The following is an 11,990-nucleotide window of genomic DNA, read 5'->3' as shown; positions in this document are numbered from 1 at the left end:
ACAAAGTTATGTACAGCCTCGCATTTTCGTACAGACATACCCTTACTTTATGTTATTTTCAAATGCTTTCAACTCAGATACAGCCCCTTGGTGGCCGGCAGATGCAGCTGCTCTTAGCCACTTTTTAGCTTCTGGTGAGTATATGTTACTGTTCTGCTTTTTTAGTAAAATAGCTAACTTATACATTCCATCAAGTTCAGATTCATTTGCAGCCAGCTTTAGCCATTTAACCGCTTGAAGAAATGACTCAACATTGCTTTCTCTTTTTGAATAATAGTCACCAAGCAATAAATAACTTTTTACATACTGCTTATCCGCTGCACGCTGTAACCAAATAAGCCCCTTTTTTTCATGGTTTAATTGTAAGTTTAAAGCACCTAAATTATACATGGCATCTGCCAACCCAAGCATTGCGGAGCGTTTAAAATAACCAAGTGCCAAGTTTATATTGACTTCAACATCTAAACCATCTCGATAGATAACTCCTAACGCATTCAGAGCAATATCGTCGTTTTTTTCCGCAGCCTGAATAAAGTAATAGCGAGCTTTGCTAAAGTCATTGCTAACATTCACGCCATGATAAAAATGCTCGCCTAAAAAGGATGCAACATTAAACTTTTTCGCTTTGGCTAACCGAGATATTGCTTCTATGGCTTTGTGTTGGCTTTTATCAACACCTTTACCCAACCAGTAGAATTCGGCAATTTTATTTAACGCATCTATTTCCCCTAACATCACTGCAGTTTTGTACCAATCAAAAGCGAGCGAAAAATTTGGAGATTCGATCGTGCCGTTTTCATAAATCTTTGCTATCTCAACAGCGGCAATAGCATTACCATTCTTTACTGCTTTTTGTAACAAATTGAGTGCATCTGACAAGGTCTTTTCAGGTACTTTATTCGTCAAAATCATCTCAGCTTGTTTAATCACACACAAATTGCACGCAAGACCTCTGTGTTCATCTAATAAACTATATGCAGCGTCAACATCTCCTTTTTGCTTAAGAATACAGCTGCTATATTGTAATGCTGCTCTATCCGCACCAAAGTCAACTGCATGTTTATATAAACTACATGCCTTTTTGATAGCTTCATTTGTTCCTTGAGCAAAATATATATCTCCAAGATTTATCATTGCAGATACATTGTTATCTTTTGCAGCTTGCTCATATAGCTGTATCGCTTTATTTAGGTCTTTTTTAACTACCACACCATTTAAAAAAAATGTTGCAAGGTTATTCTTCCCCTCCCCTGAGCCTGAATCTGCAGCCTGTTTGTATAACGACATTGCCATACCTAAATCTTGCTCGGTAAGCTCGCCTTCTTCATATAAAAAGCCTAATTTTGCGAGTGCGTCACCAAGGCCGAGCCCACCCGCTTTTAAATAATACAGCTTAGCTTTTTCAAAGCTTGCGGGCTCACCAAAATCACCATTTCGAACAATATCGCCCAGCTGTTCATACGCGGTCTTATTTCCATTATCAGCTAACTTTTGAAGCATCGAAACAACCGGTAAGTCTTGTTCATTATTGATGCGCATGCCGCGTACTAAGTTTGTGATACAACTGGCTTGACCAAGCTGCGCCCCCTTGTAAAAATAAGGCTTAGCGACAGTCCAACTCTCATCAAGTGCAATTTCTGCAGCCTGACAAAATCCTGGCGCAAAACCTGCGTGCGCGGATTTTAAATAGAACTCAAAAGCTAACTCGTAACTTTGCGTTTTTTGATCACCATAAAAATAGGCATTCGCAAGCTTATAGGCCGAAAATCGATTCCCTAAATTTGCGGCCTGTTCAAATAAAGAGATTGCAAGGTCTCTTTTTTTATCAACACCAGTGCCCGACTCATACAAAGTGCCTAAATTATGCATAGACTGAGCATCCTGATGCTCAACACCCTGTTGATACAAAGAGATAGCTTCAGAGTAATCTTGTTCAACGCCATGACCCGATTCATACAGACTTCCTAAGTTACCAAAACTTAAGTTACTCCCCAATTCGATAGCTTGTTCAAAATAAGAACGCGCCAGTTCATAATCAACAGCGACACCGTCACCATTGTTGTACATCATGCCCAAATTGTTGAGCGCATCAGCTGAGCCCTGCTTGGCAGCAATACCATACCAATACTTTGCCAGTTCTGTTTGAAGCTTGGTTCGATGATGTAAATAGCCCAGTTCAAAAGCACAATCTTTGTAGCCTCGAGAGTAACTCACCTGAAAGTACTCAGCGGCTTTTTCTAGATTTTTAAATTGCTCTGATTCACGGTATACGATGCCCAATCCACACAGCGCTTTAACATCTCCGTGATATGCTGCACTCGCAAATAACTGCTGCGCGGTTTCATAGCCTTTTTCTTCTCGCCAATGTCGAATAAAAATGTATCCCAACTCGGTTGCTGCAGATAGTTCACCTAACTCAATCGCCTTAGCATATAAGTCCATTGCTTGTTTCAGATCAACTTTTACACCTTGGCCGCCAAAACGATACCATTTTGCCAAAAATAAGATGGCCGGAGAGTAATCCCTAGCAGCAGCCTTAGTGGCCCACTCTAATGCAGTCCCATCGACATATTCCTTGCCTCGCCCCTGTAGAAGGCTTTTAGCGATCGCTAACTGAGCCGGGCCATACTGATACTCTGCCAGTTCATTAAGTAATTCGAACTGGTACTCAAAATCTTTTAACCTAGCGGCTTCTTGTGACAACAAAAGATAGCTTTGCGCTCTGAGCACATCACTAGATATTTCATCCGGTTGAAAAAGCAAAAGATAGGCATTTGTGCTTTTTTGTGAAGATTTACACCCAATTAAAAGCGTGAGAAAAACAAATATCATTAATAGCTTCATAGAGAATCTGATCTTAAGAGTGTATTAAAAGACTGTAACAAATCAGCCGCTATTAATAATTTTAGACAAGGTTCATATTATTGGTATTAAATTGTAACTTAATGCCTTCTCACTTACAGGCTTGCAATCAGCCGGGCGCTCATTCTCTTTAGGTATAGGCTTAAACGACTAAGCTATTAAGGTGATCTCAGATATAATGAATTACTTCAAAGTTAAATTAAGGGAGACCTAACACCTTGCAAACGAACCGCACCACACTTTAATGGTGACTGATTAGTATATCTCCAACTATCTAAGCAGGTTCAAGCAGCTATAAGTTTGACAATCTTTTTGCTAAATTTTTAGAGATAACGCCGATAGCAACGTACCCATTCGGTGCTTTATTAGCTTTACGTACAGACTCTATGCGCTCCAAAATTTCAACATAGCGTTTCAACCTTTGAATACAAGTTGTATTTCTTTGCAAATGCTTTTTAAACTTCTCATAAAACTTATTCATTTCGTCTACATCATCGATTTCATTTTCTTCTCGATAAATACAATCAGATAGCTGCTTTTGCGACTTACCCATTTTGTTGGCTATTCGTTTTATTTCTTCTTGAACTTGTGTGACTTCTTCTGAATGTGTCCCTGATTGTCCCATGCGTTATTTTATCCTAAAAAAAATTAACAAAGAAGGAGGCTACTATGCCAAAACAGCAACCAAGCTCTAACCATAACCAACCAGCCAAAGGTACGCATTCACAACCAAATTGGCCGAGTAAAACAGGTAACCCATCAGGAGGAAATAGAACCAATAACCCACCCAAATCAAAATAAGTTATAAGGCAGTGCTTTGCACTGCCTCTTTATTACACCCTGTAAACTCTTCGCTGAAAACTTTTAAAAAAGCTTCCTCATGAACTTTCAAAAAATCAGGCTCGGTATTGGCAAGTCTAATTATATCTTTGTGTTGTATCGTATTGTCCCAAGCGCAAAGACACTGTTGTGTTCTAACGACTTTTTCATTTACCGTTTGCTCATTTTTATTGGCACAAGCACTAACAACTTCATATAAATGCCAACTTGAAAAAATCTCGTTACTGTTATGTTCACTTAACTGATATCCGCCAACACCACATACTAGAGCGATGATGCTAATTTTCAACTTGGTATTTTTACCTTTAACCATACTGAAAACAAAGCCATTAAACTCTCTTTTGCATGCGCCACATTTTACTGTTCGGGCTTCTGGCAGCCGATTGAGTTTCTGACAGCTTGGACATTCCAACTCTAGACAATGCTCCTTCATATTTACCTATTCCATTATTAAAATATTACATTGCAAGAATTTACCAACCTAACATAATAGGCTCAAGCAGCTTGTTCAGCTTTTATTTAATATCTAGGTAAAAATACAAAACCTCATATTTTTTTGCTATTCATTATGGACTTATACCATTCAACTCAGTAATGATCCAATTACGAAAAGCTTGTAGTTTTGGCCATTCAAAATGATTTGCGGGCGCCACAAGGTAGTAACTATACTCACAGGGAAAAGCAAAATCGGGGAAGATCTCCAGCTGCCCCATTTCTACCGATTGAGCCACCATGCGTTTTCGCAACAATGAAAACCCTTGCCCTGCCACTGTCGCTTGCTGCACCAATGCGGCATTATCAATTTTCAAATTGCTCAAGGTATGCCCTTCAAGCCCCAATTGATTGCTGAGCTTCTGCCAAGCCAGCTTATTGTCACGTCCTTCATCATAAATAAAGTTGAGCTTAGCTAGCTGCGGTTGGATAGGTTGGCTAGGGTCAATTACGCCTGGGCGGTACGCAATAACCAACTCATCTTGCGCAATCAATTCACTTTTCAACCCAGGATACTCACCCAACCCAAAGCGGATCCCAATATCTATATCTTCATGCTTAAAGTCAGCAAGTTGCTCTGTTGGATCTATACGCAGTTGATAATCTGGCAAAGCCGCGTTAAAACTGGTCAACCTCGGTAATAGCCAGCAAGTGGCAAATGACGGTAAGACTGATAGGTTGATGGTATTTGGGCTCGGATCAGACTTGAGAGTAGATAAGCCCACTTCTATCTGCCCAAAACCTTTATGTAAAAATGGTAACAAGTCTTGCCCTTGTTGCGTCAATAAAACACGTCGAGTTTGTCTTTCAAATAATGTACAGCCTAGCTGCTGCTCTAAAATTCTGATCTGCTGACTAACAGCAGCTTGTGTTACAAATAAAGCTTCTGCAGCTTGTTTAAAACTACCTAATTGAGCCGCTGTTTTAAAATACCAAAGACCTTTTAATGGGGGGACTTTCATTATCTTTTATGCTTAAGAAAAACTTAACTATGGTTCACAATTTCTCATTTGTCAGTTTTATGAATGCACTTAATACTTAACTCGAAAATCAGAGACAAAGGGAGTCTTTATCATGAAATACGCAATTATACTGACATTTTTATTGGTAACGTTTTCATCAAGTGCTGAACAGCTAGAAGTTGATAGGATATTTACAGATGCGGGTTACCCTTATAAAAACTTAATTATGAAAGCCGAAAGAGTGGAGCTTATTTATTCAGAAGAGCAAAACAAGACGACCTGTCGAGTACAGGTGTATGATAAGGGTCAACTACATCAAAGCGAGCAATTAGAAGTCAGCTCATACTCATTTTCAAAACAGCCAGTAACAAGTTGTCTTGAAAGGAAACGTGCTAGACATATTTTAAGTTTGCTTTAAAAATATCTCGGCAGTTAACCTACAACCTAGTGAACAAAAAGCTTTTAAATACCAATCAATATTTAAAAGCTTTTACTCACTTTCATCCAAATAGGTCTATTAGGCCACGTTCTCGACTCGTTGTTGACGACGAGACCAAAACAGCGAGTTAGGCCAACGCTGCTCTTTACTGTAAAACTGTTGTTTCAAGGTCAAGTATTGCGCAAACTGTTGCTCGAGATCTTGCTGATATATCTTGCGCCGCCGCTCGAAGTCAGTAGATGTCAACGAGTTGCCAATGATACTCGCTGCTTGGCAACCAGATGTCATTGCAAATCCGAGTCCCATCGAAGAAATAGGGTCAAAAGCGCACGCTGCATCCCCAACTGGCAAATAATTGTTTACATCCATGAAGCGGTTAAAATGCGTACCTGCAGGACGTACCCACAAATTATCATTCACACATGTCGCGCCCTCTACCCGTTTAGACATGTATGAGCTTTGACCGAGGTATGTTCGCCAGTCCCCAAATCTATTTAGTTTACGTTTTGAAATACACTCAAAATCACCAAAATAAGTGACGACAATAACGTCTCTAGATAATGCAGCACTATACCACCAGCCAAATTCATCACTCTCAATTAACTGCAACTGCTCAAACGGCTGTTTGCTGGCTTTAAAAAATGCACCAACCCCAGTTAGGCGGTCATATTGTGACAATGAAGCCCCTAATAATTTACTCAATGATGAGTTACGACCGGATGCATCAACAAGATAGCGACAAGTTATGCTTAATCGACCATATTTGGGGTGATACGCTTCGACAAGGTAACGCCCATCATGTAGCTTCTTCACTTCCTTGCTTTTAGTCCTTGGAAATACACTCCCACCACGCCTGACGACTTGTTCTAGCAATGTAGTGTCAAACATATCTCGATTGATCTGGTACGTTGCTCGGTCAGGTGCAAATATAGCGTGACGATTGGCTGACTTATCACTCCCCCAATAGGCAGTATTTCCTTGTGTAGATACAAAGCAATCGGGTCCAAATTCTGACTCTGGAATATTCAAATAGGTCAATAAGGAGAAAATACTTTCAGAAACGCTTTCGCCAACACGCAACCTTTGTAAGTCAGATTGCTCAATTATTACTACCGATAATGCTGTGTGATTAAGCAAGTTTAATGCGGTGCTGGCCCCACTGGGACCGGCACCAACAACCAGCACATCACATTCATGTGCTTGCATCATATTAATTACCGCCTTGAACGCGTACCACTGCGCGGCACTTTCTTGATTGCAGGTTTGGCAGTGATCGGTTTTGCCATTTTTTCTTCCAAACCTTTAAGTAAAGACTTAGCTTTAGAACAGCCTGCTGAAAGATGCGTTTTCACATCATCTGGAATGTAAAAGACGGGAATGTCTGTACCGTCATCGCCAGGGTTGCCCGTAATATCTGACACAGGTACGTCTTTATATGCGAATAATTGGTGATTTCGCTCTGATTCTGTGAAAAATGGAAAGTGGGGCTCTTGCGTATTTTGATTACGAATAAAACCAAGTGCTGACCAATGCTCAACCATTTGCACAAAGCTATTAATACCACGCGCATAATTCACCTGTTGGCCAGCAGGCAAATGTGTCACAGATTGATCGTCATATTGATTAGTCAGCACATCCCACGGGCTTTGCGGCGGCCACCAGTAACTATAATAAGTCGGAGCGAGTGGGACCATATTGGGATCTGCCTCAGTCCCTTCATTGACTTTATTGACAGTGGGTTCTGTAAAGTTGACATTTTGAATGGTGCAATTGAAAAAGTCAGCCTGCCACGGGCACGCCATACGCTTGGTTAAGTCTCCTGGTTGACAACCGCCACCTTCACACTCATCACGCTCTGGATCCAAACCACTAGGGAAGCCATTGCCCATACTTTGATCTTTAATCACATAAGGAGCCGCATAAACCACTGGGTTTTGCATACTCCAAGTCACCTCAATCCCTGGACACATAGGTAAACCAACACAGTTCCCCACACTGCCTTGATCCGCATAAAATATCCCAAATGCATCCTGCGCAGATGTATTCGCCACAGGCTTTTCATTTGAGAATTTACCCTCAGCCCACTGACTCAACAAAAAGTATTGGGTTTGTGTCAGTGTTAAAAATTTATCGACAATATTGTCTTCGGCATTACTCACTGAGTTGCTGCCCGAGTTGAGAGGCACTAAAGGAATATGGCCCTCAATGCCATGCTCGAACAATTGTTGATTGGTTTGCTCAGATGGCGGGGTTTGCAAAACAGTTGCGGGGTCAACGGGTTTTCTAAAGTAATTGAAGTAAGCCTCTCGGTTTGCTTTGTTATCTTCAGAGTTATCCTTAAAATCAAATATATTTGAAACAAATGCTGACATAGACTGCACGTTTGAAACCCACTGATAGCGACTAATACGCTGAATAATAGGCTCTATATCCCGATAATAACTCGCCTGATAACTTGTTTGAAATTCTCCATTGCTATACATCTCTGGGCATAAATTTTGGCTACGTATTGCAACGTCAAACATGGTATCGCTTAAGTTAGAAATATTGACGATCTCTGGTGCAAAGTCAGGCGACCCGACAATGACCCATGCTGACAATTTTAGTTCTTTTCCATCGTCAAACGTGACTGTGCAATAAACTGTGCCATCAGCAATATCATCATGCCAAGTATCAGCGCCACCATACGACTCAAGCGGCTCATTGCCACCGGCATTACCGTAACCACCAATGACAACTAAGCGACCTTCGCTGTCTGTTAAGATATTGCCAAGCGTTTCAACTTCCGTGCCCTGGCACGGTTTTGGAGGAAAACTCACTGGATAATTATCAGGGGCACTGGCTTCATCAAACGTTGCCTGTGCATTGGCACCAGAAATTGTTCTTGGGCCGGGATCAATAATTAATTGGCGACGATCATCCGCGTCTTTATTACGCCAAGGAGTCCCTCTTTTACGATAGCTGTTATCTTCTCCAAACAACAAATTGCCTTGGAGTTCATTAAATTCGTACCATGCTGCTTTTTTATTCGCAACATGGACTGTCCAAGTAATGGCTTTTACATTGTCACTTGAAAGCGTCAATTCATTATTATTCTCATCGATAATTTTGAATGGCTGACCTTGCCTACGGATCCGCCCTTCTGCATCTTTAAATTGACTCATCGGACTATCGATTTTATTTCCCGATTCATCGGCTTCAAATGGCAAACCACCAATTTGATCTGGCGCTAAATAAAACTGACCTTTGCTATTTCCAAGCCGGGCTACGCCTACGGAAGGGTGTAGAGAATAGTTCATATTTATATCCTTTAGATACTTTACTACTGCATAAAAAAACGCACCGATAAACAAAATAAGGCCTTGGTGCGCACTTATTTCGCTGAGATACAGCTCCAGCAGAGTAAAATAAATGTAGCACTTGAGTTAATTTATGCACATGTGGATTCTATAAATAGTAAAAGTGAACAATTGAAAAAAAACTAGCTTACTGATAAATAACAAATAAAATTACTCATCAGACGACAATATATATGCATCCATGAGTCACAATTTTGTCATCAAAGCCGGTGAGACTTGATGTCACGGTTAATAAACGAAGAGAATGTTTGGTTCAGAGTTGGATAATGATTATTAAAAATAGAACGAACCTGTGCGCTATCAAGAACACCACAAGGCTCTGACTGCTCGAGCAACATAAGCTGTTTTAAGCTCACTTTTCCATGACTAGAAGACATTAAAAAATGCACAAATGCCCAGCTACTCCGATATAATATATCAGGTTTTAATGAGCGCCATTTCGTTTCAGCCTCCATCAGTTGATGAGGACTCATCACTTGTCCTTGCAAAGACCCATTTCGAGATACATGGTCGAAAGATGAAACTTTACCAACCTGCATAGAGACATCTATAGACTCAAAATACTCCGCAAGTCCCTCATTCAACCAACGTGGTGAATAGCCGATAACTGCTTGGTTAATTGCATGCACAGCTTCATGGACCGCTGTACGCATAGTCGCTTCATACGACCGTTGCTCTAATAACGCTGTATTTCTAATACCAAAATAAACACCGACATTGCCAGTCAGATCTCCCCCGAAATTTCTAACAGCACGTTCATAGGCCCCTCTTGTCGGCAACACAATAATCTTGAGCTTTACTTTGCGCATCGCACTTAAACCCAAAAGACTGGTATAACCCCTAAATACTGACTTGAGTTTAGATCTGAGTTTATTTCTAAATTGATTTGATATTGCCCCACCTGAAATTTCTAACTCAAAATAATCAAGTGCAACACCACTTTGGGGTTGATAAGCAGTCGCACCTTGACTTGGCTTTTTATCGGAATAATTTCGGACCCCTTTACTATCCACCCAAGTATAAATCCCATTTTCTACCCGGTATTTGACTGCCCTGCCGATATCAGTTTGACAAGAACCAAAGCGCCTTAAATTATCCAAATGTGCCACAGGACTGTGGCGTGTAATGTGTGGTTTAGGATTAGCTGTTTGTTTTAACTCAGCACTTGTTGTTCGCAAAGTACTGTCAACGGCAATATCTTGTGAAGCGTTTGAAAGGAAGTCGGTAAGCCAGAATTGACGACCATCGAAAAATAAATATAACAGTACAGGCAAACAGACAGCACTGGCTTTCAAAATGACGCCCATCCATGTATTCATCGTATTTTTCATTCCTTTAGATTTTATGCTTACATGCACACTCAATGTTAAGTGATTTAAACCATCAAAGCCAAGGGCCAACCTTATTATTGAGCTTGGCATTATCAAAAATATAAAAATAACTCTCTGCTCAAAAGACAATTATGCCCACTAGATGGTCTGTTTATATAAATGGATTTCAAGAGTTGAGATAGATTAGCTGCAAGTTAAAAGTTACCCTTCAACGCCTTAAAAAACAAAAAATTAACCTATTGAATATTTTTTAAACCTTTGTTATTTTCACATGGCTACAATAAAAACATAAATAAAGGAATTAAAAATGAAAGTTAAGTTAAACAAAAAGCCGCTAAAACAACTATCACAAAACAAAGCAGCATTACCAGCAGAAGCAACACCTCAAGTAGCAGGTGGTACTTCCTATAATACGTTTTGGGGCACTTCATGTACCACTTGCCCTATTTTAGTATAGTAATAGGGCTATAGATTAAGGCTGAGTCAATCATACTTGGCCTTTTAAATAAGCGTAAAGCATTTTCACTTGTTAAGCTTTGCTATTTTCACCTAGCTACAATAAAAACATTAATAAAGGAATTAAAAATGAAAGTTAAGTTAAACAAAAAGCCGCTAAAACAACTATCACAAAACAAGGCAGCATTACCGGCAGAAGCAACACCTCTAGTAGCAGGTGGTACTTCTGAGTCTTACAGAGGTAATTCATGTGAAACTTGCCCTATCATAGTATAATTACAAAACTATGTATTTAGGCTAAGTGGTTCGCACTTGGCCTTTTAAATAAGAATAAAGCCCCACTTACTCAGCTTACCTTTTAAATTTTTTGTAAATCCCCTCATAGCAGCACCTAGTTAAATTTTAAGCACATAAACGACTAGGATACGGGTTAGTAATTTAAAGCTAAAGAGATAACTAGATAAGACTATATTGGAATAAAACTGAATAAGGTGTTATACACCACAAAACCATTAAGTAAACTTAAGCAAGTAACCAGGCTAAATAAACAACCGTGCGTTGAATGTAGTAAGCTCTAAAGCGGAATACCTTTTTAGCTATAAATGCTCATTTCATCAGGACTTGCTGCTTTTGTCTTTTATGCCAAACTCGGCATACCATTAAGCTAAACACGCCGCTTGCATAGGTGATTAATAGCGGTATCTGAGTCGCTGCATCTTCAGCATACATAAACACACTAGATAAAACCCACGCCGCAACAGCACCTACGGCTAACCAAATGGCTGCACAGATCAATTTGTATTGAGGCGCAGTAACATAACCGGTAAACACCACACAAGCTGCCGATATTGCACCAATGATTGGCTTTTTCCACAAACCAAAAAATTCAGCAACGAGCCCAGCCACTGTCGCTGAGACCACAAACACTGTGATCACAATAAATATAGACAGGCAAAAGCGCACTATCAGGTTCATACTGTCTCCATAAGACTTAGATAAACACCTGTATTATTTAACTAAAAATAGTTATTAATGCTTGTTATTACAAACATTACCATTGAAGTACTCGTTGACTCACTTCTTCCTTTGCCTCAAAAGATAAGTAACTTACACCCCTTTTAACCAAACAGCCTGTTCACTAACCAACCCTCATCACAGGTATTAAGTCTCTGCCATTGACAAGATCACCCAATGACTACCCGTTTAAACATGATTTTTTTTATATTTTTACAGATATATGAAGCTTTTT

12 protein-coding genes are annotated in these 11,990 nt (G+C 39.9%); 4 read left to right on the top strand and 8 right to left on the bottom strand.

Features of this window, described 5'->3' with window-relative positions:
* Nucleotides 1–42: 42 nt before the first annotated feature.
* Nucleotides 43–2,832 carry a tetratricopeptide repeat protein gene (locus tag N477_RS05540; RefSeq protein WP_063360431.1) on the bottom strand — a complete coding sequence of 930 codons (2,790 nt, stop codon included), beginning with the start codon at nucleotides 2,830–2,832 and terminating at the stop codon, nucleotides 43–45.
* A 322-nt stretch (nucleotides 2,833–3,154) separates the two neighbouring features.
* Nucleotides 3,155–3,487, bottom strand: coding sequence for a hypothetical protein (locus N477_RS05535; protein WP_063360432.1), 333 nt, complete (start codon nucleotides 3,485–3,487; stop codon nucleotides 3,155–3,157).
* Between the two features lie 44 nt (nucleotides 3,488–3,531).
* Between N477_RS05535 and N477_RS26565 the strand changes: the two genes are divergently transcribed.
* Nucleotides 3,532–3,663, top strand: coding sequence for a hypothetical protein (locus tag N477_RS26565; RefSeq protein ID WP_269199992.1), 132 nt, complete (start codon nucleotides 3,532–3,534; stop codon nucleotides 3,661–3,663).
* A gap of 1 nt (nucleotide 3,664) precedes the next feature.
* On the opposite strand, the gene N477_RS05530 is transcribed toward N477_RS26565, so the two are convergent.
* Together N477_RS05530 and N477_RS05525 are read right to left on the bottom strand one after the other, a co-directional pair.
* The gene (locus tag N477_RS05530; RefSeq protein ID WP_063360433.1) at nucleotides 3,665–4,135 is read right to left on the bottom strand and encodes a hypothetical protein; all 471 of its coding nucleotides are present in this window, start codon (nucleotides 4,133–4,135) and stop codon (nucleotides 3,665–3,667) included.
* Between the two features lie 133 nt (nucleotides 4,136–4,268).
* Nucleotides 4,269–5,156: a LysR substrate-binding domain-containing protein gene (locus N477_RS05525; protein WP_063360434.1), complete on the bottom strand. Its 888-nt coding sequence runs from the start codon at nucleotides 5,154–5,156 to the stop codon at nucleotides 4,269–4,271.
* A gap of 112 nt (nucleotides 5,157–5,268) precedes the next feature.
* On the opposite strand from N477_RS05525, the gene N477_RS05520 reads away from it, so the two are divergent.
* Complete coding sequence (locus N477_RS05520) at nucleotides 5,269–5,574, top strand: hypothetical protein (protein ID WP_063360435.1); 306 nt, start codon at nucleotides 5,269–5,271, stop codon at nucleotides 5,572–5,574.
* 99 nt (nucleotides 5,575–5,673) lie between these two features.
* Here N477_RS05520 and lodB read toward each other — a convergent pair whose 3' ends face one another.
* The 3 genes from lodB to N477_RS05505 form a co-directional block, all read right to left on the bottom strand.
* Nucleotides 5,674–6,804 (bottom strand): lysine-epsilon-oxidase maturase LodB, encoded by a 1,131-nt coding sequence (gene lodB / locus N477_RS05515; protein WP_063360436.1) that lies wholly within the window; start codon nucleotides 6,802–6,804, stop codon nucleotides 5,674–5,676.
* 5 nt (nucleotides 6,805–6,809) lie between these two features.
* Nucleotides 6,810–8,894: a CTQ-dependent lysine 6-oxidase LodA gene (gene lodA, locus N477_RS05510; RefSeq protein WP_063360437.1), complete on the bottom strand. Its 2,085-nt coding sequence runs from the start codon at nucleotides 8,892–8,894 to the stop codon at nucleotides 6,810–6,812.
* Between the two features lie 260 nt (nucleotides 8,895–9,154).
* Complete coding sequence (locus tag N477_RS05505; protein ID WP_063360438.1) at nucleotides 9,155–10,273, bottom strand: DUF1570 domain-containing protein; 1,119 nt, start codon at nucleotides 10,271–10,273, stop codon at nucleotides 9,155–9,157.
* A gap of 319 nt (nucleotides 10,274–10,592) precedes the next feature.
* Between N477_RS05505 and N477_RS25925 the strand changes: the two genes are divergently transcribed.
* Together N477_RS25925 and N477_RS25920 are read left to right on the top strand one after the other, a co-directional pair.
* Entirely contained in the window at nucleotides 10,593–10,742 is a 150-nt protein-coding gene (locus N477_RS25925) for a hypothetical protein (RefSeq protein WP_155731811.1), read from the top strand.
* 128 nt (nucleotides 10,743–10,870) lie between these two features.
* Complete coding sequence (locus N477_RS25920) at nucleotides 10,871–11,017, top strand: hypothetical protein (protein WP_155731810.1); 147 nt, start codon at nucleotides 10,871–10,873, stop codon at nucleotides 11,015–11,017.
* Nucleotides 11,018–11,347: 330 nt separating this feature from the next.
* Here the strand turns inward: N477_RS25920 and N477_RS05500 are convergent, their stop codons facing one another.
* Nucleotides 11,348–11,716: a hypothetical protein gene (locus N477_RS05500; protein ID WP_063360439.1), complete on the bottom strand. Its 369-nt coding sequence runs from the start codon at nucleotides 11,714–11,716 to the stop codon at nucleotides 11,348–11,350.
* Nucleotides 11,717–11,990 lie beyond the last annotated feature (274 nt).

The organism is Pseudoalteromonas luteoviolacea H33-S, from assembly GCF_001625695.1.
GTDB classification, from domain to species: Bacteria; Pseudomonadota; Gammaproteobacteria; order Enterobacterales; family Alteromonadaceae; genus Pseudoalteromonas; species Pseudoalteromonas luteoviolacea_B.
The sequence above is the reverse complement of the archived record's forward strand: the minus strand, read 5'-3'. Positions and strand labels throughout refer to the sequence as shown.

Excerpts from the sequence above, each read along its gene's own strand:
- N477_RS05540 (WP_063360431.1), bottom strand. The coding sequence starts at position 2,832 with ATGATATTTGTTTTTCTCACGCTTTTAATTGGGTGTAAATCTTCACAA.
- lodA (WP_063360437.1), bottom strand. The coding sequence starts at position 8,894 with ATGAACTATTCTCTACACCCTTCCGTAGGCGTAGCCCGGCTTGGAAAT.
- lodB (WP_063360436.1), bottom strand. The coding sequence starts at position 6,804 with ATGATGCAAGCACATGAATGTGATGTGCTGGTTGTTGGTGCCGGTCCC.
- N477_RS05505 (WP_063360438.1), bottom strand. The coding sequence starts at position 10,273 with ATGAATACATGGATGGGCGTCATTTTGAAAGCCAGTGCTGTCTGTTTG.
- N477_RS25920 (WP_155731810.1), top strand. The coding sequence starts at position 10,871 with ATGAAAGTTAAGTTAAACAAAAAGCCGCTAAAACAACTATCACAAAAC.
- N477_RS05535 (WP_063360432.1), bottom strand. The coding sequence starts at position 3,487 with ATGGGACAATCAGGGACACATTCAGAAGAAGTCACACAAGTTCAAGAA.
- N477_RS25925 (WP_155731811.1), top strand. The coding sequence starts at position 10,593 with ATGAAAGTTAAGTTAAACAAAAAGCCGCTAAAACAACTATCACAAAAC.
- N477_RS05520 (WP_063360435.1), top strand. The coding sequence starts at position 5,269 with ATGAAATACGCAATTATACTGACATTTTTATTGGTAACGTTTTCATCA.
- N477_RS05530 (WP_063360433.1), bottom strand. The coding sequence starts at position 4,135 with ATGAAGGAGCATTGTCTAGAGTTGGAATGTCCAAGCTGTCAGAAACTC.
- N477_RS05500 (WP_063360439.1), bottom strand. The coding sequence starts at position 11,716 with ATGAACCTGATAGTGCGCTTTTGCCTGTCTATATTTATTGTGATCACA.
- N477_RS05525 (WP_063360434.1), bottom strand. The coding sequence starts at position 5,156 with ATGAAAGTCCCCCCATTAAAAGGTCTTTGGTATTTTAAAACAGCGGCT.
- N477_RS26565 (WP_269199992.1), top strand. The coding sequence starts at position 3,532 with ATGCCAAAACAGCAACCAAGCTCTAACCATAACCAACCAGCCAAAGGT.